The sequence below is a fragment of the Bradyrhizobium sp. 138 genome (assembly GCF_023074075.1).
Taxonomy (GTDB): Bacteria; Pseudomonadota; Alphaproteobacteria; order Rhizobiales; family Xanthobacteraceae; genus Bradyrhizobium.
The window spans coordinates 49,885-70,328 of the sequence record NZ_JADPKT010000016.1; the positions used below are offsets into that span (position 1 = coordinate 49,885).

A 20,444-nucleotide genomic window follows, 5' to 3' on the forward strand; every position below is an offset into this window, starting at 1 on the left:
ACGAGTGGAAAGAGGTGTGCGCGGTTTCCTGACAGCGCCTACGCCTTCAACTCCACCGTCTTGAACTCCGCCGGCAGGATCACCTCCAAGAGCTCGACGTCGTCGGAATAGTCCAGGATCATGTGCTTGATCTTCGGCGGCTGGGTCCAGGCGCTGCCTTCTTTCATCAGCGTCTCGCCCTGACCGTCCATATAGGTCTTCACCCAACCCTTGAGCACGTAAACCATCTGGAATTCGACGTCGTGGAAGTGCAGCTTCGAGACCTCGGCCGGATTGCAGAGGCCTTGCAGGCGGATCACATGCGCTTGGGCGAGACCATGGGTCGCGTCGGCAATGCCGAGGTCGCGATATTTGGCGTAGGCGCGCAGGCCGTCGGCCTTGAAGTCTTCCTCGCGGTGATGGCTGATCGCGATGCGCTGCCTGGGGCGCGCGGGCTTTTTCGGCGCCACAATGCGTGCCTTCGGCTTCACCGCTTTGCGCGCAGACGATCGCGCCGCCGCCTTTGCTCCGCTGCGCTTCTTCACCGCAGTCTTCGTTGCGGGTCTTGATGCCTTTTGCTTGGCCATTGTCCGCCTCCCTGATCTGAGCCGCGCCCGCCGGACGCGTAGGGCCCGGGGGCAGATTATCCAGTCTTGGACGAGGCAGCAATTGCGGGCTGAAGGCTGGTCAGCCGAAGATCCAATCGTAGCTTGTCCCAGGCTGTCGTGGCGAGCGGCCGTCGTCTCGTATTGGTTCTTACGCTGAATTAGTGTCGCCCGTGAGATTCTGGGGGAATTGATTCATGGGCAACAGCGTAGGTCAGCGTGCATTTCAAAATGCCCGGCTTCAGAAACGGCAAAAAGCCGAAGTGTTGCCGCTGCTCGGGCATGCACTGCAGTTGCACAAGATGGGGCTTTTCCCCGAGGCCCAGGCCGCCTATCGCCAACTTCTCCAGCTCGCACCCAACCAATTCATCGCGCTGCATATGCTCGGCGTGCTGGAGTCCGATGCCAAAAACTATCAGCAAGCCGAAATTCTGCTGAGCCGGGCGGTCGCCCTCGATCCGCGGTCGGCCGATGCTCATATGAGCCTGGGCGTCGCGCTCAACGGACTACGGCGGCACGGCGAGGCCCGCGCGAGCTATCGAAAGGCCCTCGCCTTGCGGCCCGACCACGCCGTAACTCTGTCCAATCTCGGTAACGCGAGCGTGGCCCTCGACCATCACGAGGAGGCGCTCCGCAGCTACGACAAGGCGCTCGCACTCAACGCAAACCTTGCCGAAGCCCACAATGGCCGGGGCTGGGCGCTCAGCCGGCTGCGCAACTATGACGGGGCGCTCGCAAGCCTTGGCCGCGCGCTATCGATCAAGCCTGACTACGCCGCGGCGCTGTCGAACCGCGCGGTTGCATTGCGGGAACTTCAGCGATTTGACGAAGCCGTGGCAGATGGCAATCGGGCCATCGCGCTGGCACCCGACGACGCCAACGGCTGGCTCGCGCGGGCCAGTGTCCTGCTCCAGATCCAGCAAATCGCCCAGGCATCGCACGATTGCGAGCGGGCCCTCGCGCTCGCTCCCGATTCCATTCAAGCTCACCTGGTGCTGGGCCTTTGTCTCGCCGGACTTGGCCGGGTCGACGAAGCCCTCGCCAGTTTCGACAGAGCCCTCGACATCCAGCCCGACCTTCAAAGCGCGATCTCCAACAAGATCTTCACGCTCGATTTCATGGCGGACGCCAGCGTTGAGCAGCATCAGCAGGCGCGGCAGGTGTGGTGGGAGCGTGTCGGCGCGAAGATCGCTGCGGAAGCGGCGGGACCGCATGACAACAGCCGCAATCCGGATCGCCGCCTGGTGCTTGGCTATGTCTCGTCGGACTTCAACGCGCATTCGGCCGCGTTCATTTTCAAGCCGGTCCTGCAACACCGTGACCCCGCGCAATTCGAGATCGTGTGCTACTCCTGTTCGTCGAAAGTGGACACGACGACCAGCGAATTCCAGGGGATTGCCGATCGCTGGCGCGATGCCTCGCAATGGACCGACGAGCGTCTCGCCGCCGAGATTCGCGCCGATGGCGTCGATATCCTGATCGATCTGTCCGGCCATACCAGAGGAAACCGTCTCAGCGTGTTTGCGCGCAAGCCGGCACCGATCCAGGTCCATGGCTGGGGCCACGGCACCGGCACCGGACTGCCAACGATCGACTATCTGTTCTCGGACCCCATCGCGATTCCTGTCGCGGTCCGGCATCTGTTTGCGGAAACCGTTGTCGACCTGCCGTGCTTCGTGACGCTGACGCCCCTGCCGGCCGGGATTGAGCGGGCGCCGACCCCGGCGATCTCGAACGGCTTCGTCACATTCGGTGTCTTCAACCGCATCAGCAAGATTTCGGACGAGGCTGCGGAGGTCTGGTCCAGGATTCTCGAGCGCGTGCCGGGTTCGCGACTGCTGATCAAGGATGTTGCGCTGGACGACCAGCTGGTCCGCGACAATCTATTGGCGCGGTTTGCGGCTTGCGGAGTACCGGCCGAACGCGTCGATCTGCTCGGAGCCACCTTGCGCGGCGAGCATCTGGCAGCGTTCAATCGCGTCGATATTGGCCTCGACCCCTTCCCGCAGAATGGTGGCGTCAGCACCTGGGAAGCCTTGCAGATGGGCGTGCCGGTGGTGGCGAAGCTTGGCAGCAGCCTGCCCAGCCGTGCGGCCGGCTCCATCCTCACCGCGCTTGGCCTGCCGGACTGGGTCACGGACAGCGACGAGGGGTATATCGAGATCGCAACGAGCCGAGCCTCGCAGATTGACGCGCTCGACAAATTGCGCCGCGAATTACCCGACAAGATCGGGGCCGCGGCCGCCGGCAACCCGGTCGCGTACGGACGAGCGGTGGACGAGGCCTATCGCGCGATGTGGCGGCGCTATTGCATCAGCGGCGCGTGATTGGCTCGCGGGCGTTCACGGGCATCAGCAACGGAGATATCGTAGGGTGGGCAAAGGCGCGCTCTTTGCGCGCCGTGCCCACGCTCTTTTCAAATCGGCCACAGACGCGTGGGCACGCTTCGCTTTGCCCACCTACGAGACCACGAGACTGATCTCCGCCTCAATGCAGCCGGAACACGCCATCGACGGCGCGCAGCTCGGCCGGCTTGATCAGCTTGGAATGCGCCACGGTGACCGAATGGAGGGGGCCGTCGAGCTTCTCCTGCCAGAACGCCAGGAAATCCTTCAGCGCCGGAAATTTCGGAAACATGTCGTAGTTCTGCCAGATGTAGGTCTGTAGCAGCGAGGGATGATCCGGCATCCGGTAGAGAATTTGTGCCGTCGTCAGCCCGTAACCCAGCATCTGTTTCCGGAAATCCTCAGAAACGCCCCCATTCCGCAGTCCCATGCCAACCTCCTGTGCAGGAGCGCATTCAAGGGGCGGCTTGGTCGGTGTGCGCCTTACGAGCCACCCGGTACTGATGCGCTCACATGAGAGAAATGTGACGCAAACTGACAATTCATCTCAAGCCCAAAAGTTTAACAAGCTGTTGAAATTCAATGCGTTAGCAGCAGCTGCGGCACCGTGCTAATACGGGCTCAGCCACGGTTAACGATGGAAAAGAGATTCTGGCAGTCCACGCTTCCGGGTGCTGATTTTTCTGCTAGAAGCCCTTGCCCCCACAAAATTCCTGTCCTATTTCAGCCTCGCTCGTGCTAGCACTCACGGGCATCGATTGCTAACAATCTGAAAAACTCAACCCGAGCAAATGCTTAGGAGGACTGCATGAAATTCCGTCCGCTTCACGACCGCGTCGTGGTCAAGCGCATCGACGCAGAAGAGAAGACCGCTGGCGGCATCATCATTCCCGACACTGCCAAGGAAAAGCCCTCCCAGGGCGAAGTCGTCGCCGTCGGCCCCGGTGGCCGCGACGAAGCCGGCAAGCTGATCCCGATCGACCTGAAGGTCGGCGACCGCGTGCTGTTCGGCAAGTGGTCCGGCACCGAGGTCAAGATCGACGGCGTCGATCTGCTGATCATGAAGGAAAGCGACATCATGGGCGTCCTCGACGTCCCCGCTTCCAAGAAGAAGGCGGCCTAAGAGCCCCTCTCTCCCTCCAGTCAAACATCTCAAGGAAAATTCCAGATGGCAGCCAAAGAAGTCAAATTCTCGGTTGAAGCGCGCGACAAGATGCTGCGCGGCGTCGACATTCTCGCCAACGCGGTGAAGGTCACGCTCGGTCCGAAGGGCCGCAACGTCGTGCTCGACAAGTCGTTCGGCGCTCCCCGCATCACCAAGGACGGCGTCACCGTCGCCAAGGAGATCGAGCTCGAGGACAAGTTCGAGAACATGGGCGCCCAGATGGTGCGCGAAGTCGCCTCCAAGTCCGCTGACGCGGCCGGCGACGGCACCACCACCGCCACCGTGCTCGCCGCAGCGATCGTGAAGGAAGGCGCCAAGTCGGTCGCCGCCGGCATGAACCCGATGGACCTCAAGCGCGGTATCGACCTCGCGGTCGAAGCCGTGGTTGCGGACCTCCAGAAGAACTCCAAGAAGGTCACCTCGAACGACGAGATCGCCCAGGTCGGCACCATCTCGGCCAACGGCGACGCGGAGATCGGCAAGTTCCTGTCCGACGCCATGAAGAAGGTCGGCAACGAGGGTGTCATCACCGTCGAGGAAGCCAAGTCGCTCGAGACCGAGCTCGACGTCGTCGAGGGCATGCAGTTCGACCGCGGCTACATCTCGCCCTACTTCGTCACCAACGCCGACAAGATGCGCGTTGAGATGGACGACGCCTACATCCTCATCAACGAGAAGAAGCTCTCCTCGCTGAACGAGCTGCTGCCGCTGCTCGAGGCCGTGGTGCAGACCGGCAAGCCGCTGGTCATCGTCGCCGAGGACGTCGAAGGCGAAGCCCTCGCGACCCTGGTCGTGAACCGTCTGCGCGGCGGCCTCAAGGTCGCAGCCGTCAAGGCTCCGGGCTTCGGCGATCGCCGCAAGGCCATGCTGCAGGACATCGCGATCCTGACCGGCGGCCAGGCGATCTCGGAAGATCTCGGCATCAAGCTCGAGAACGTGACGCTCAACATGCTCGGTCGCGCCAAGAAGGTGATGATCGACAAGGAGAACACCACGATCGTCAACGGCGCCGGCAAGAAGGCCGACATCGAGGCGCGCGTGGCCCAGATCAAGGCGCAGATCGAGGAGACCACCTCGGACTACGACCGTGAGAAGCTCCAGGAGCGTCTTGCCAAGCTCGCGGGCGGCGTCGCGGTGATCCGCGTCGGCGGCGCGACCGAGGTCGAGGTGAAGGAGCGCAAGGATCGCGTTGATGACGCGATGCATGCGACCCGCGCAGCTGTGGAAGAAGGCATCGTCCCGGGCGGCGGCGTCGCCCTGCTCCGTGCCTCCGAGCAGCTCAAGGGCCTGCGCACCAAGAACGACGACCAGAAGACCGGCGTCGAGATCGTGCGCAAGGCGCTGTCGGCTCCCGCTCGCCAGATCGCGATCAACGCCGGTGAAGACGGCTCGGTGATCGTCGGCAAGATCCTGGAGAACAAGGCCTACAATTACGGCTTCGACTCCCAGACCGGCGAATATGCCGACCTCGTCAAGAAGGGCATCATCGACCCGACCAAGGTGGTCCGTACCGCGATCCAGAACGCAGCCTCGGTGGCCGCGCTCCTGATCACCACGGAAGCCATGGTCGCCGAGCTGCCCAAGAAGGGTGGCGCCGGTCCGGCGATGCCCCCGGGTGGCGGCATGGGCGGCATGGACTTCTGATCCAGCCTCTCAGGCACAGTCGAGAAATGCGAAACCCCGGCAGCGATGCCGGGGTTTTTGTTCGTGACGTTCTAGCTCCACTCGTCGTTCCGGGGCGCGCGAAGCGCGAGCCTGGAATGACGTCTCCTCATTCCACCTTCCCCAGCCGCTCCACGCGCGGCTCGCCGTCCTCGTCGAGCGACCAGAGGATCCGCGTCACCTTGCCGACCAGATTGTCCATCGGCACGAAACCGAACGTCGACATGCGGCTGTCGGTGGAATTGTCACGGTTGTCGCCGAGCACGAAGAAGTGGCCGGGCGGCACCGTGAAGACGCTGGTATTGTCGAGATAGCCATTGTCGTCGCAGTCGTTCGTGACATAGGACGCCCCGTTCGGCAGCGTCTCGCGCCAGCGCTTGACCTTGACGCCGCCATCCACACCGCAGGCGTTGTCGGCGAGCCCTTGCTCAAGTGCGACCCGCGTTACCGGCCGGTCGTTGAGGACGAGACGACCCTGCCGCATCTGGAGGCGGTCGCCGGGCAGCCCGACCACGCGCTTGAGGTAGTCGACCGAATTGTCCTTCGCCGTCCGGAACACGACGATGTCGCCGTATTCCGGATCGGCAGCGAGGATGCGGCCCGAGATCCAGGACGGCGCGAAAGGCAGGGAATAGCGGCCGTAACCGTAGGCATATTTCGCGGCGAAGACGTAGTCGCCGACCATCAGCGTCGGTGCCATCGAAGTGGAGGGGATGCTGAACGGCTCGTACAGGACGAAGCGAAACAGGATCAGCGGCGACCACAGCACCGGGACCAGCAGGATTAGGATGAGGATCGCCTTCCATTCGCGCGATTGCGCCCTCGAGGGGCGGATCGTTTCCGAAAGAGTGGTCATGTACCTGCCCCGATCCGATCTCGTCACAAGACTACGCAACCTTGGCGCGCGCGCAATCCCGGCTCCGTAATTTTGGTCGCACATGGCGCAGACCGCGTTCAACGCGAAGGCCATGAACGTCGCCGGCGGTCAGCCGTGCGGCAAATCCTTGAAGCAGTGCCTCACCCAGTCGATCGTCACGCGCGTCGCGGCATCGCGCTTGAGGTGGTTCTGCACCAGCAGCCAGACGTCGCGCCGTTTCGGCAGCAGCGTGGCGCGCAGGCTGCGGTCGGCGAGCAAGCCTTGGCAACTGTGCTCGGGCAGCACGCCGACGGCCTGATTCGATTGGATCATCGTCCTGATGATGCGGACATTGTCGGTGATGCAGCGCACGTTCTTCAACCGTTTGGCACGCAGGAACTGCGCTTCCGGGATGGTGTCGAGCTCGTCGGGATAGACGCAGGCGACCGGCTCGCCGGCGGAGCGGTCAGCGGGCTCGAAGAAATACAGCCTGACGTCGCCGAGCTTGGAGATGGTGAAGTCGCCCTTCTCCGGCTTGCGCAGCCGAATAGCGAGATCGGCCTGCCAGCGCGAGAATTTGACATTGCCGCTGGAGGTCAGGAATTGCAGGGTCAGGCCGGGATGATCGCGCAGGAAGCTGCTTGCCCGCGGCGCCAGCAATTCCTCGGCGACCGCGTTGGTCGAGGCGATGCGCAGGCGGCCGACCGGGCCCACCTGGCTCTCCTTGATGCGGTCGATCGCCGCGACATGGGCGGCCATCGCCCCGACATGTTCGAGCACGGCCTCGCAATGGCGTGTCGGCCGCCGCAGCCCGTCCACCGCATCGAACAGCGGCACGCCGAGATCGCGCTGAATGCGCGCGAGCCGGCGGCCGACGGTGGTCTCGTCGATGCGCAGCCGCGCGCTGGCGCCGGCATAGGTCCCCTCGTCCCTCACCGCCGCAATGATGCGCAGATCGTCCCAATTCATTCAGGCGAGCCTAGCAGGCGATGCGCCATCCTGCAAATCTGCAGCCGTAAGCTGCAATAGTCCTGCACAATGGCAGGCCGCTGCTGCGCTAGTGTCGCGTGATCCGATATTCCTGGAAGGCCCCATGACCGCTCCCAAGACCCTGCTTGAACTCGCCGGCGCCGATCTCACTCCGCCGAAGCTCAATGAAGCCTGCCTCGTGCTGATCGACATCCAGAACGAATATTGCGCCGGCCCGCTGGCCCTGCCCGATGCGCAGCCCGCGATCGCTGCGGCGGCGCGCCTGCTGGCCCGGGCACGGGAGAGCGGTGCTGTGATCATCCATGTCGCGCACAAGGGCCGCGGCGGCGGCTTGTTCGACCGCGAAGCCGCGCGCGGCGCGATCGTCGAACGCCTGACACCGCTCGCGAGCGAACCCGTGATCGAGAAAGCGCTGCCGAACTCGTTCGCCGGCACCGACCTCCAAGCCCGGCTTGCCGCCACCGGACGCAAGAATATCGTGCTGGCCGGCTTCATGACCCATATGTGCGTCTCCTCGACCGCCCGCGCCGCGCTCGATCTTGGCCTGCGCACGACGATCGCAGCCGATGCCTGCGCCACCCGCGACCTGCCTGATGGCCGCGGTGGCACGCTGGACGCCCGGACGATTCACGAGGTCGCGCTGGCCGAGCTGTCGGACCGCTTCGCGATCATCGCGCGGAGCGATGCGCTGATTTGACGGAGCGGACCATGATGCAACTCTATTTCTTTCCGATGGCCTGCTCGCTCTCGAGCCGCATCGCGCTGATGGAGGCCGGTATCGAGGCGCAGTATCACCTCGCCCATATCTGGACCAAGAGGATCGTGGATGACGGCGGCGATTTCCGCGACGTGTCGCCGAAGGGCGCGGTCCCGGTGCTGGTGCTGGAGAACGGCGAACGGCTGACCGAGAGCGCGGCGGTGCTGCAATACATCGCAGACGTCAAGCCGAAGGCAGGCCTTGCGCCGGCGTTCGGCGACCCCGATCGCTATCGCCTGCAGGAATGGCTGAGCTTCGTCAGTGCGGAGATCCACAAAGCGTTCCTGTATCCAACCTTCTGGTACAAGGACGACGGCTCGCTCGCCAAGCCGCGCGCGAGGATCACACAGACCCTGTCGGTGCCGTCAGCGCATCTGGCGGAGCGCGAATTCCTCGTCGGTAACGGCTTCACCGTCGCGGATGCGCACCTCACCTGGGCCTTGCTGCTGCTCCGACCCGCAGGGATCGACATCGCGCAATGGCCGTCCTTGTCGGCCTATCTTGGCCGTATGCAGGCGCGCCCCGCAGTGCGGGATGCGATTGCAACGGAGATGGCGCTGCGCAAAACCCTGGCGGCGTGACGGGGGGCCATGGCTGCCAAATTTAGGGGGCCGTCGCGAGGGCATTGATGCCGGCGCGGCATGCGCTAATCTGGGAGATATTTTTCAATATTTCCCGGACGGCTGTCATGCGCGCTTTTTCAAGTCTCCACTTGCCGGGATTCTCTTTGGCTCTCCTCGCCTGCTGGCTTGGCCTGGGTCCCGTATCGGCAGAAACGCGGGTCGCGCTTGTCATCGGCAACGGGGCCTATACCTCGACGGCGCCGCTTCCCAACCCGTCACACGATGCCGAGGACGTAGCAAGCTCGCTCAAGCGCAGCGGCTTCGAGGTGATCCAAGGCATCGACCTGCGCCAGGCCGAGATGCAGGACCTGACCATCCGCTTCGCGCGCGCCGCGAGCAAGGCCGACGTCGCCCTGTTCTACTACAGCGGCCATGCGATGCAGTACAACGGCGTCAACTACCTGATGCCCGTCGATGCAACGCTGACCGATGAAGCCGACCTCAAGCGCTTCGTGCGGGTCGACGACATCGTGAACGACCTGCAGCAAGCCAAGAACCTGCGCATCCTGGTGCTCGATTCCTGCCGCGACAATCCGCTGGCCGACATGCTGAAGCGCTCCGCGACGCGCGCCGCCTCGGTCGGACGCGGCCTGTCGAAGGTCGAGGCGCCGCGCGGCACGATCGTGTCGTTCTCGACGCAATCAGGACAGGTCGCCGCCGACGGCGTTGGCCGCAACAGCCCCTACACGACGGCGTTCCTCAAACACATCGAGGAGCCGCAGGAAATCGGCGACATCTTTCGCGACATCAGCAGCGACGTCTATCACGCCAGTGGCAAGACGCAGCTGCCGGAGCTGTCATTGTCGATCATCGGCAAGTTCTATCTGAACGGGCCGGTGTCAGTCACGGTCGCCCCTGCGGCCCCGCAAGCCGCGCCGCGGCCCGACCCTTGCGCGGCCGCCGAGGCCCATTGGAAGGCGGCGGACGGCATCGGCACCGTCAGCGCCTTCGAGGATCACCTGATGCGATTTTCGAGCTGCAGCTTCGCCAGTCTCGCCAAGGCACGGATCGAGGTCCTGAAGCAGAAGGTGGCGCTTGCGCCTGCGACCGGCGAGAGCAGGACGTTCGACGGCAAATGGGACGTCACCGTGAACTGCGCCAGCTCCGGCAAGGCGTTGGGCTATACCCGAACCCTATCGGCCACCATCGCCAGCGGCGTGTTTCATGCGGAGGATCGAGACCCGCGCACGAACAGCACGCTGGAAATCGACGGACAGGTATCGGCCGACGGGAAGACCACGCTCAGTGCACGGGGCCTCACCGGTCCGAGTGCCTACACGGTCAACAACATCGCTCCAGGCTCGCCCTATGCGTACACGATCGACGCGCAATTCGAGCGTAGCCGCGGCAGCGGCAAACGCAACGAACTGCGTCCGTGCAGCTTCACCTTCGTCAAGCGCTAGCCGCGATTATACCCCAGTCTGGCTGATAAATTTGGTGTTGAAGTAGCCCTCCATGGCCTCGGTGCCGCCTTCCGAGCCGTAGCCGGAATCCTTGATGCCACCGAACGGCACTTCAGGCAGCGCCAGACCAAAGCTGTTGATCGACATCATGCCGGCCTCGACAGAAGCGCCGATCGCGGCCGCGGTCTTGGCCGAGCTGGTGAAGGCGTAGGACGCCAGCCCGAAGGGCAGTCGGTTGGCCTCCTCGACCACGTCGTCGAATGACGAGAAACGAGAGATCAGGGCGAGCGGGCCAAACGGCTCCTCGTTCATGGCCCGCGCATTTTTCGGCACGTCGCTTACAACGGTCGGCTCGAAGAAGTGGCCCTTGTTGCCGACACGCTTGCCCCCGGTCTCGAGCTTCGCGCCCCTGCCGACGGCATCCTGCACCATGCCTTCGATGGCGGTGACGCGGCGCGGATTGGCGAGCGAGCCCATTTTCGACTCGGGATCGAGGCCGTTGCCGACCTTGAACGTCTTGGCGCTGTCGACGAACTGGTCGACGAATTGCCGGAACACGTCGTCCTGCACCAGCATGCGTGTCGGCGAGATGCAGACCTGGCCAGCGTTGCGATATTTTGCCGCCGCCAGAATCTTCGCGGCCGACGCGACGTCGGCATCTCCAAAGACGATCGCCGGCGCATGGCCGCCGAGCTCCATGGTGGCGCGCTTCATGTGCAGGCCCGCGAGCGCATTGAGCTGCTTGCCGACATGCGTCGACCCCGTGAATGAGATCTTCCGGATCACCGGATGCGGGATCAGATATTCGGAGATCTCCGACGGCACGCCATAGACGAGGTTGATGACACCCGCCGGCACGCCGGCGTCGGCAAAGGCGCGGATCAGCTGCGCGGGCGAGGCGGGCGTCTCCTCCGGCGCCTTGACGATGATCGAGCAGCCGGCGGCGAGCGCCGCGGAGAGCTTGCGCACGACCTGATTGATCGGAAAATTCCACGGGGTGAACGCCGCGACCGGGCCGACCGGCTCCTTCATCGCGATCTGGTAAATGCCGGGGCCGCGCGCGGGGATCAGCCGGCCATAGGCGCGCTTGGCTTCCTCGGCGAACCATTCGATCACGTCGGCGGCGGCCATCGCCTCCATCCTGGCTTCACCGAGCGTCTTGCCCTGCTCCATCGTCAGCAGCGGCGCAATCTCGTCATTGCGCTCACGCATGATCGCCGCCGCCTTCCGCATGATCCGGCATCGCTCGAACGGCGCGATATTGCGCCAGATCTTGAACCCCGCGGCCGCTGCCGCCAGCGCCTCGTCGAGATCGGACTTGCCGGCATGGGCAACGGTGCCGATCACCTCCTCGGTCGCGGGGTTGCGGACTTCGATGACTTTGCCCGAATGGGCCGGTCGCCATGTGCCGTCGATGAAAAGCTGCGTGTTCGAATAAGCCAACGGAGTCTCCTTTTATGTCGATCTGTGACAGATAGCGTCCGCGGCTCGCGTCATCTCAGGTCCGAGATAGGCGCGGAAGCGCGGCTCGGCGGTGAGCTCACGGAAGTCCGCCATCCGCGTCACCCCGCCGCCGGCCACGAACAGGAATTGCCCGGCGATCTCGGCAAGGATGTCGAGGTGCCAGCTCGCCGTCGGATGCATGCAGAGGATGACCAGCCTGCCCTCGTCTCGCAGCTTGCGGAAGAAATCGAGCATGAAGCCGATATAGCCGTCCTGCAGGTTGAATTGCGGTTCGTCGAACAGATGAACCAGCGGCGTCCGAGTCGGCGACGGCGCCAGCAAGGCGGACGGAATGCGCTTGCGGAAGCGCCTGACCTGATAGGACTGGTGATAGTGGATCGCGAGCCGGTCGCGCTCGCGATACTTGACCCCATGGACATCCGTGCCCGCGACCAGAACGCGCCCCGAGGTCGGCACATTCGAGCCGGTCATCATCTCGAACAGGGTCGTCTTGCCGGCACCGTTCGGCCCGACGACACCGACGATGCCGGGCTCGTCCAGCGACAAGCTTGCCTGAAGCGTAAACGTCGGGTGGCGGATGATGCGGCCCCGCGTATAGACCTTGCGGACATCATCGAGCACGAGCAGCGGTGCGGCCACTTATTGTACTCCCAGCAAGCGCTGCCGAAGGGAACGATCATCGCGCAAGACAGCGGCTTCGCCGGTCCAGACGATTCGGCCGCGATCTATCACCGCGGCGTGGTCTGCGACCGACAGTGCGATCTCGGCATTCTGCTCCACGACAAGCGAGGCAATGCCCTCGTCCTTCATGCGCAAGATGGTGGCGAGCACGTCGCCGACGATTTTTGGCGCCAGGCCCTGGCTCGGCTCGTCGAACAGCACCAGCCCCGGCGAGCCGACCAACGCGCGCGCAATGGCCACCATCTGCATCTCGCCGCCCGACAGGTTCTCGCAATCGCGCTCCATGAGATATTCGAGCGGCGAGAAGATCGCAGCAGCCTCCTTGACGGTCCAGTTGCGAAAGCGCGTACGCTTCTGCGCGATCGCGAGATTGCGCGCCACCGACAAGGTCGGACACAGCCGCCGATCGTCCGGCACCCAACCGATGCCGGCGCGCGCGATCTCATGGGTCGGATTGTGCGTCACGTCGTGCCCGTCGAAACGGACGGCGCCGCGGCGCGGCCGCGTCAATCCGAGGATCGAGCGCAGCATGGTGGTCTTGCCGGCGCCGTTGGGTCCGAGCAGCGCAAACACCTTGGCGTGCGCGATGGCAAGCGAGGCACCGAACAGCGCCTGGGTTTCGCCGTAGAAGGTATCTACCCCATCCACTTCGAGGATCATGCGAACTTCCCGAGATTGGAGCGGCGTACCCATTCGTTCTGCTGCAGCTCGTGCGGCGTGCCGCGCGCGACCACCTGGCCCCAATGGATGACCGAGATGCGGTCAGCGAGCGAAAACAGAAACTCCATATCGTGCTCGATCGCGACGATGGTGAGCTTGCCCTTCAAACGCGCAACCAGTGTGGCGAGGCGCTGCACGCCGTCGGAGCCGAGGCCGGAGGTTGGCTCGTCCAGGCACAGCACGCGCGGCGCCTGCGCCAGCGCCACCGCAATCTCCAGCGCGCGACGGTCGCCATAGGAGAGGTCCTTGGCGCGGATGTCTCCCCTATCGGCAAGCCCCACTGCGGCAAGCGCTTCGGACGCCTGCGCTGCAAACCGGCTATCGCCGGCTGCGGCACGGGCGATATCGTGGCCACGGGCGCGAAACTCGGGCAAGCCCATCATGACGTTGTCGCGGGCGGAGAACTCGTCGAACAACGTCATGATCTGGAACGAGCGGGCGATGCCCTTGGCGGCAATGCGGTGCGGGCTCAATCCCGTGACATCCTCGCCGCCGAGCAGGATTCTGCCGCGGCTCGGCTTCACCCTGCCCGTGAGGACGTTGAAGAAGGTGGTCTTGCCTGCCCCGTTGGGGCCCATCACGCCGTGAAACTCGCCCTCGGCAATCGCGAGGTCGACGCTTTCCAGCACGACGCGATCACCGAATCGGACGTGCACACCTGCAGCCTCGATCATGCTCATCGCCCGCCTCCGGCCAGCAGCCGCATCGCCGAGGTGCCGCGGCGCCGCAGCGCGTCGAGCGAATGCCGGTGCACGGCGGCCGAGAGCGCGCCGGCAATTCCTTCGGGACGGAACAGCACGATAGCGATGAACAGCAGACCGAAATAGAGCATCCAGGCATTGGTCAACGCACCGATCACGTCGCGGGCGGTGAGGAAGAGAACCACGCCAATCACAGGGCCCCAGAAGCTGACAAGCCCGCCGCCGACCAGCGTCATCATCACGACATAACCGGATTGGTGCAAGCTCATGACGTCAGGGAAGGCGGCGAGCTGCGCCATCGCGAACAGTCCGCCGGCAAAGCCGGACACGGCAGCCGACAGCGCGAAGACCGATGCCTTGTAGAGCCACACATTATAGCCGAGATGGGCGGCGCGAACCTCGCTCTGCTTGATCGCAGCGACGACCCGGCCATAGGGCGAGTGCACAAGCCGCCACAATGCGGCCGTCCCGACCGCGAAGACGGCGAGCACGAAATAGTAGAAGGCGACGTTGTCGGTGAGGTCGAACGACACCAGGCCGAAATCGGCCGGCAGCCGCTTGATCTTGAGAAGTCCGTCCTCGCCGCCAGTGATCCGGTGCGACTTGATCGCCAGCGTCCAGAAGATCTGGCCGAAGGCGATCGTCATGAAGGCATAGTAGATGCCGCGCCGGTGCGAGATGAACAACGCCACCAGCACTCCGGCAAGTCCGGCCACCGCGGCTGCGACAGCAAGACATATCCAGAGATTGGCGGCGATATCGAGCTGGCAGAGCCCGAATGCATACGCCCCGATGCCGAAATAGGCGCCATGTCCGAACGACGGAAGTCCGGCCGTGCCCAGCACCAGGTTGAACGCCAGCGCATAGAGCGACCAGATCAGGATTTCGATTCCCAGATAAGGATAGAGCCCGATCCGCGTGATCCAGAGCGGTACCGTTGCCAGCACGAGCCAGAGCACCAGCATCGTCGGCGTGACGAGGCGCGCGGCGTCGGATGAAGCTTTTGATCCCACAATCATTCCTCAGGCCTCGAGCACGCTTTTCTTGCCCCACAGACCGCGCGCACGGAAGGTCACGACGGCAACGAGCAGGATGTACATCGACAACAGCGACCATTCGGACGCGTAGGCGCCGGCAAGCCCGACACAGAGCCCGACCAGCAATCCGGCCACGACCGCGCCCCAGAAACTGCCGACGCCGCCGAGCACGATCACCAGGAATGCGGGGATGACGGCATCGACGCCCATATGCGGGCGGATGCCCCAGATCGGCGCGACGATGATGCCGGCGACCGCGGCCAGCATGGTGCCGAACACGAAGACCAGCAGGCGCAATCGCGACAGGTTGATGCCGAGCGCGCGGACGATCTCGCTGTCATGGGCGCCGGCCTTGACGGTCGCGCCGAACGAGGTCTTTTCAATCAGCAGCCAGACCAGGCCGATGACCCCGGCGGCGATAGCCGCGGCGTAGAAGCGATAAGTCGACCAGATCAGATCGCCGAACAGAAAGCCGCCATTGATGGCGGACGGCACCTGCAGCACATAGTCGCGCGTGCCCCACACCAGGCGGATCAACTCCTCGATCACCATCGCAGCACCGAAGGTCAGGAGCAGTCCGTAAAGCGGGTCCTTGCCGTAGGTGCGACGCATGCAGAGCTCGATCAGCATGCCCGCCAGGCTCACGATCACGGGTGCGATGACCAGCGTCGCGGCGTAGCGCCAGCCGAGCGGGAGCGCGAGCCACACCTTGGCAAGCTCGGCCGGCAATGGTGGCCGCGGTCCGGTCAGCTGCATGGCGACATAGGCGCCGAGCGCGAACAGGGAGCCGTGCGCAAGGTTGATCTGCTCCATCAGCCCAACGATGAGCATGAATCCGAGTGCGATCAGCGCGAACAACAGGCCTAACGTTAACCCGTTCAGAAGATGCGGAAGGAGATCGAACAAGATATTGGCTCTCGCAACTGGCATGCCTCACCCGGAACAGGCATGGCCCGGGTACGCGGCGCGCGATTTGCGCGCCGTTCTTCTGCGACGTGGCGTACCGCCCCTAGGAGTCGACGGTCGGCACCTGCTCATAGGGCGTGAGCTTGCACTTGCCGGGTGCGGCGTCATCGGCGGCCGATTTCGGCTCGGTCCAGCTGATGATCTCGTACAGGTCGGTATTGTCGGCCGGCTTGGCGTTGCGGCGCGCCAGATAGATCGTCTGCTGCATCTGATGCGTCATCGGATCCATGTAGGCGTCGAAATGCTGCATGCGGTCGGTCGCCGAGACCTTGAGGTTCTCGAGCTCCTTGATGATCTTGACGTTGTTGGTCGACCCTGCCCGCTCGATCGCACGGAGCAGTTCGCGCGTCGACATGTAGCCGTTGTAGGAGACGTTGCCCGGCACCGGGATCGGGCCATCCTTGTTGGCGGCCTGCCATTTCTTGACGAAGTCGGCGACGCCGGGCAATTGCAGCTTGTGATACCAGGTGGTGCCGAACACACCGAACAGGCTGTCGGGCGCGCCCCAGACATCGGGCCAGTCCTGCTGGTTGTTGATCCAGGCCGGCTTGCCGTCGAGCTTGAGCTGCGCCACCTGCTCGCGCAATGCCTTGATGTCGTCGCCGCCGATCGCGGTAGCGACCACGTCGGGTTTTGCCTGCTGGATCTTCAACAGATACGCTGTGAAGTCGCGCGTGTTCTGCGGCACCAGGAGATTGTCGATGATCTTGCCGCCGGCCGCCTCGACCTGTGCCTTGGTCGCGGCAGACGTGGTGTGACCCCATACGTAATCGTTGGTCAGCAGCATCCAGTTCTTGCCGATGGAATCGACCGCGTTCTTGACCGACGCCTTGGAGAAATTGGTGCCGTTGCCGTCCCAGACGAACTTGACGCGCGAGCAATTCTCTCCGGCCTCGCTCGGCGCAGAGGAATTGGTGTTCATGTAGATCACGCCGTATTTGCCGGCAACCTGCGTGATGGCGTTGGCGACACCGGAATGCAGCGCGCCGATCAGGATGGTGCAGTCCTCGCGGGTGATGAAGCGTTCGGCGACGCGGCTGCCGGTGGCCGGCGTCGTCTCGGTATCCGCGGTGATGTAGGTGACTTGGCGGCCGAGCACACCGCCTTTGGCGTTGAACTCGTCGATCGCCATCTTGATGCCGCGGAAGTCATCCTGGCCACTGTTGCCGTATTGACCGCTGGCATCGCAGGTCAGGCCGAGCTTGATCGGCTTCGCGCCTTGCGCCCACGCGTGATTCTCTTTCCACGGACCAAAGAAGCTGCCGGTGCCGCCGATGACGCTCGCCATCAAGCTGCCCTTCAAAACGCTTCGCCGTGAGATCTGACGCCCTCTCATCGTTTCCTCCCGTTTCCGAAGTCTTTTGCTTTTTTGTGCGATTAGAATATTCATTCCATTTGTTATGTAAAGTGGAATATTTGGTCCAAACGATGAAATGCCGTTAAACAGGCTGCCGATCCGGAGACCCGAGACGATGAACAAGTCACAAGGCGCGATGAGCTACGACGAGCTGCGCGGCGCCATTGCGCAGCGGCACCGGGCGCTTTCCGGCCGGTTGCAGCAGATCGCGGAGTTCGTGCTCGATCACCCGACGGACGTCGCGCTCGGCACGGTGGCGGAAGTGGCGCAGCGATCAGGCGTACCGCCGTCCGCGATCGTTCGCTTTGCCCACGCGCTGGGATTTGGTGGCTTCACCGAGATGCAGCAGGTGTTCCGCACACGCCTCGTTGCCGGCGTTGCACCGAGTTACAAGGCCCGGCTCGCCCGCATGAAGAGCGAGGAGAAATCCGTGCTCGGCCGCCAGCCGGCCGCGGTGCTGTCGCGCTTCGTCTCGGAAGCGCAATCGTCGCTGGTAACGCTGAGCCAGTCCGTCCATGCGCGCGAGCTCGACGCCGCAACCGCGATCTTATCGAAAGCGCGCGACATCTATCTGCTCGGCCTCGGCGGTTCGTTTCCGGTTGCGACCCACCTCGCCTACGTGCTGCGCAAGCTCGGACGGCGCGTCGTCCTGCTCGATGGCACGGGCGGCAGCATTCACGAGCAGTCGCATGCCGCAACCGTGGAGGACGCACTGGTCGCGATCAGCTTCCGGAATTACTATCCGGATACGGCGCGGCTGTTTCCCGAACTCGTCGCGCGCGGCGTCCCCACCATCTCCATCACCGACAGCCTGTTGAGCCCGATCGTCGAAGGCGCGCATGTGGTGTTCGAGATCCAGGACATGCCCGAGCCGGCGCTGCGCACGCTGGTTGCACCGATGTGTCTCGTCCAGGCGATGGCGATCGGCCTCGACCTCGCGGCCGATTAGCGGTTCAAAACAGGAGAAGATCATGGCAGCACATGACGGGAAAGTATTGGCAGGCCAGGTGGCGCTGGTGACGGGCGCTGGCCGCGGGCTCGGCCGCGCCTTCGCGGAGAAGCTCGCCGCGCTCGGCGCCGACGTCGTCATCCACGGCATGCGCGAGAACGGGCCGGCTGAATATGGCGAGGGCACGACACTGACCGCCGTGGCCGCCGAGATCGGAAAGCAATTCGGCGTCCGCAGCCAGCGCGTGCTCGGCGATCTCACCAAGGGCGAGGACATCGCGCGCGTGATTGCCGAGACGGAAGCCGCGCTCGGCCCGGTCGACATCCTCGTGCACAATGCCGGCGGCGACATCGCGGCCGCGGGCGGCAAACCCGATCCGAACGACGCAGTCCACATCAAGGAGGCCGATGTGCGCGCGGTGCTGGAGCGCAATCTACTCTCGACCATCCTGACCTGCCAGGCGGCTGCAAAGGGAATGATGGAACGCCGGCGCGGCCGGATCGTCACCCTCGGCTCGGTCGCTGCCTTCAAAGGACGCACGGGCGGCGCGATCTATGCAGTCTCGAAGGCCGGCGTGACGCACTACACGCGGTGCCTCGCCGACCAGCTGCGCCCCTACGACATCGCCGTCAACTGCATTGCGCCCGGCGATACCCGCACCGGCCGCTTCCTCGGCACGCGCGCGGTGGACCCTGACAGGATGGTCGAGACCGGTACGCTCGACCGCATCGCGACCGTCGACGAGGTCGCACGCGTCGTCGAGTTCTTCGCAGGTCCCATGGGCGCGTTCGTCTCCGGCCAGGTGCTGCGGATCGACGGCGGCGGACAGTGCTGGCCAGGCTGACACACGTCCGCGACACGAGGAAAGAAAAGGGCCGCAGCAAGCGGCCCTTTTGCATCATCGCGAATGAACCGGGATCACTCCACCCGCGCCAGCACCGCGAGCTTGCGGATGCCCTTGTTGCGATAGGCGTCGAGGAACGCGTAATAGTCCTTGAACGACACGCAGCCGTTGGAATCGCCGTTCGGTCCGAGCATGTAAGTGTGCGCGAGCAGGCCGTCGCGGCCGTAGATCGCGCTCTCGCCGCCGATCGGGGTCAGGCGCAGCGCGGGCACGCCGTGGAACAGCGTCTCGCGCGGCTTCAGTGTGTAGATGTGCGGCGGCGTCACGCCGCGCATGCGGGTGCGCTGCGAGCGTGGATCGTCGAGACTGGAGCCGAGGCCGGAGTGCGCCTCGAGCTTGGTGCCGTCGGGCAGATAGACCGTCTTGGCAGTGATGTCGTAGACAGCGGTGTCGCGCTCATAGGGCGGCGCGCCGCCGAACATCGGGTTCTGCTCCTTCGGCGCAATGGAGGCGGTGATGCTGGCATCGGCCGAGGCATAAGCGAGCAGCCCGCCGGACGGCTCACGCTTGCCCCAGAGTTTTTCGACCATCGACTGGCGCGGACCGGTGATCGACATCACCGCCGCCTTGGCGCGATCGGCAATCGACTTCGGCTTCGCCTCGGGCGCCGGCACGATCTGGGCCGGATCGGCCGAGGCGAGCTGCATCTGGGCTTCCGGAGCGCGCTTGGCCTTGTCCGCGGTCTTGTCGGTGGGTTTGGCAAGCGCCGACGGCTTCAACGCTTCCGCGACCTTCGCGATTACGCTCTGTTTCGGCGCATCCTTGGCCACCGCGACCTGGGTCGCCGGCGCGGCGCTGGCCGCGTTCGATGCCACGCCCTGCGTCGCGGCCGCGGCAAAGCGTTCGTTGAACATCTCACGTGAGATCGGCGCGGCGACCTGCAAGCGGTCGGGCAAGAGCGCAAAAGCTTCCTTGATGGCGTCGCCGGCTTCGCGCAGCGCGACCTTGGGCGCGCGCTTGATCACGGGCTCGTCGTAGCCGATGCTGCCGACGGTGGGATAGACGCTCGCGCCGAAGACGTTGCTGTAAATGGTCCAGCCGGCGCCCATCACGACGCAGCCGATCGCCGCGGCGCCAAGCCAATTGGTCGGGGTCATTTTCCGGGAAGGCTTCCGAAGAGAATTCTTGCCAGGATTCTTGGACTTCCGTGCCGCGTTACTATGCGCAGCGATACTCGTACTCATTCGCCTTGCGTCCAGGACGGTGTCACTCAGTCCCCCTTCAAAGTGCCGCTGGTCACGATCCGGGAACAGCATCTCGCAGAGGGTCGGAGCGTCATT

The 20,444-nt window shown here is 64.2% G+C and carries 20 protein-coding genes; 8 read left to right on the top strand and 12 right to left on the bottom strand.

The window, feature by feature from the left end; all coding sequences use genetic code 11:
• Positions 1-38: 38 nt before the first annotated feature.
• Positions 39-566 (bottom strand): cupin domain-containing protein, encoded by a 528-nt coding sequence (locus IVA79_RS09065; protein ID WP_247552038.1) that lies wholly within the window; start codon positions 564-566, stop codon positions 39-41.
• 215 nt (positions 567-781) lie between these two features.
• Between IVA79_RS09065 and IVA79_RS09070 the strand changes: the two genes are divergently transcribed.
• Entirely contained in the window at positions 782-2,911 is a 2,130-nt protein-coding gene (locus IVA79_RS09070) for a glycosyltransferase family 41 protein (protein ID WP_247552040.1), read from the top strand.
• A 160-nt stretch (positions 2,912-3,071) separates the two neighbouring features.
• Here the strand turns inward: IVA79_RS09070 and IVA79_RS09075 are convergent, their stop codons facing one another.
• On the bottom strand, positions 3,072-3,359 hold the full coding sequence (locus IVA79_RS09075; protein ID WP_247552042.1) for an usg protein: 288 nt from the start codon (positions 3,357-3,359) through the stop codon (positions 3,072-3,074).
• 378 nt (positions 3,360-3,737) lie between these two features.
• On the opposite strand from IVA79_RS09075, the gene IVA79_RS09080 reads away from it, so the two are divergent.
• Together IVA79_RS09080 and groL are read left to right on the top strand one after the other, a co-directional pair.
• Positions 3,738-4,052: a co-chaperone GroES gene (locus IVA79_RS09080; RefSeq protein ID WP_014494241.1), complete on the top strand. Its 315-nt coding sequence runs from the start codon at positions 3,738-3,740 to the stop codon at positions 4,050-4,052.
• Between the two features lie 45 nt (positions 4,053-4,097).
• Positions 4,098-5,738 carry a chaperonin GroEL gene (gene groL / locus IVA79_RS09085; protein ID WP_200294094.1) on the top strand — a complete coding sequence of 547 codons (1,641 nt, stop codon included), beginning with the start codon at positions 4,098-4,100 and terminating at the stop codon, positions 5,736-5,738.
• Positions 5,739-5,865: 127 nt separating this feature from the next.
• On the opposite strand, the gene lepB is transcribed toward groL, so the two are convergent.
• Both lepB and IVA79_RS09095 read right to left on the bottom strand, forming a co-directional pair.
• Positions 5,866-6,612: a signal peptidase I gene (gene lepB / locus IVA79_RS09090; protein WP_247552044.1), complete on the bottom strand. Its 747-nt coding sequence runs from the start codon at positions 6,610-6,612 to the stop codon at positions 5,866-5,868.
• Between the two features lie 129 nt (positions 6,613-6,741).
• Entirely contained in the window at positions 6,742-7,581 is an 840-nt protein-coding gene (locus IVA79_RS09095) for a LysR family transcriptional regulator (protein ID WP_247552046.1), read from the bottom strand.
• A 124-nt stretch (positions 7,582-7,705) separates the two neighbouring features.
• Between IVA79_RS09095 and IVA79_RS09100 the strand changes: the two genes are divergently transcribed.
• The 3 genes from IVA79_RS09100 to IVA79_RS09110 all read left to right on the top strand — a co-directional run bounded on the left by IVA79_RS09100 (position 7,706) and on the right by IVA79_RS09110 (position 10,385).
• A complete protein-coding gene (locus IVA79_RS09100) occupies positions 7,706-8,299 on the top strand; it encodes a cysteine hydrolase family protein (RefSeq protein WP_247552048.1) in 594 nt (197 codons plus the stop codon).
• An 11-nt stretch (positions 8,300-8,310) separates the two neighbouring features.
• The gene (locus tag IVA79_RS09105; protein WP_247552050.1) at positions 8,311-8,940 is read left to right on the top strand and encodes a glutathione binding-like protein; all 630 of its coding nucleotides are present in this window, start codon (positions 8,311-8,313) and stop codon (positions 8,938-8,940) included.
• Between the two features lie 107 nt (positions 8,941-9,047).
• Positions 9,048-10,385: a caspase family protein gene (locus tag IVA79_RS09110; protein WP_247552052.1), complete on the top strand. Its 1,338-nt coding sequence runs from the start codon at positions 9,048-9,050 to the stop codon at positions 10,383-10,385.
• Between the two features lie 6 nt (positions 10,386-10,391).
• On the opposite strand, the gene IVA79_RS09115 is transcribed toward IVA79_RS09110, so the two are convergent.
• The 7 genes from IVA79_RS09115 to IVA79_RS09145 form a co-directional block, all read right to left on the bottom strand.
• Positions 10,392-11,828, bottom strand: a complete 1,437-nt coding sequence (locus IVA79_RS09115; protein WP_247552054.1) for an NAD-dependent succinate-semialdehyde dehydrogenase — start codon at positions 11,826-11,828, stop codon at positions 10,392-10,394.
• Positions 11,829-11,840: 12 nt separating this feature from the next.
• Entirely contained in the window at positions 11,841-12,488 is a 648-nt protein-coding gene (locus IVA79_RS09120; protein WP_247552056.1) for an ATP-binding cassette domain-containing protein, read from the bottom strand.
• Positions 12,489-13,190, bottom strand: coding sequence for an ABC transporter ATP-binding protein (locus IVA79_RS09125; protein WP_247552058.1), 702 nt, complete (start codon positions 13,188-13,190; stop codon positions 12,489-12,491). It lies immediately after the preceding gene.
• Positions 13,187-13,930 carry an ABC transporter ATP-binding protein gene (locus IVA79_RS09130; protein ID WP_247552060.1) on the bottom strand — a complete coding sequence of 248 codons (744 nt, stop codon included), beginning with the start codon at positions 13,928-13,930 and terminating at the stop codon, positions 13,187-13,189. Before IVA79_RS09130 ends, IVA79_RS09125 begins: the two co-directional genes overlap by 4 nt.
• Positions 13,927-14,970, bottom strand: coding sequence for a branched-chain amino acid ABC transporter permease (locus tag IVA79_RS09135; protein WP_247552062.1), 1,044 nt, complete (start codon positions 14,968-14,970; stop codon positions 13,927-13,929). Before IVA79_RS09135 ends, IVA79_RS09130 begins: the two co-directional genes overlap by 4 nt.
• 3 nt (positions 14,971-14,973) lie before the next feature.
• The gene (locus tag IVA79_RS09140) at positions 14,974-15,894 is read right to left on the bottom strand and encodes a branched-chain amino acid ABC transporter permease (protein ID WP_247552064.1); all 921 of its coding nucleotides are present in this window, start codon (positions 15,892-15,894) and stop codon (positions 14,974-14,976) included.
• Between the two features lie 103 nt (positions 15,895-15,997).
• A complete protein-coding gene (locus IVA79_RS09145; protein ID WP_247552066.1) occupies positions 15,998-17,242 on the bottom strand; it encodes an ABC transporter substrate-binding protein in 1,245 nt (414 codons plus the stop codon).
• 184 nt (positions 17,243-17,426) lie between these two features.
• Here IVA79_RS09145 and IVA79_RS09150 point away from each other — a divergent pair, with 184 nt between their 5' ends.
• Both IVA79_RS09150 and IVA79_RS09155 read left to right on the top strand, forming a co-directional pair.
• Complete coding sequence (locus tag IVA79_RS09150) at positions 17,427-18,260, top strand: MurR/RpiR family transcriptional regulator (RefSeq protein WP_247552068.1); 834 nt, start codon at positions 17,427-17,429, stop codon at positions 18,258-18,260.
• 22 nt (positions 18,261-18,282) lie between these two features.
• Positions 18,283-19,104 carry an SDR family NAD(P)-dependent oxidoreductase gene (locus tag IVA79_RS09155; protein ID WP_247552070.1) on the top strand — a complete coding sequence of 274 codons (822 nt, stop codon included), beginning with the start codon at positions 18,283-18,285 and terminating at the stop codon, positions 19,102-19,104.
• Between the two features lie 74 nt (positions 19,105-19,178).
• Here IVA79_RS09155 and IVA79_RS09160 read toward each other — a convergent pair whose 3' ends face one another.
• Complete coding sequence (locus IVA79_RS09160) at positions 19,179-20,261, bottom strand: DUF2778 domain-containing protein (protein WP_247552073.1); 1,083 nt, start codon at positions 20,259-20,261, stop codon at positions 19,179-19,181.
• Positions 20,262-20,444 lie beyond the last annotated feature (183 nt).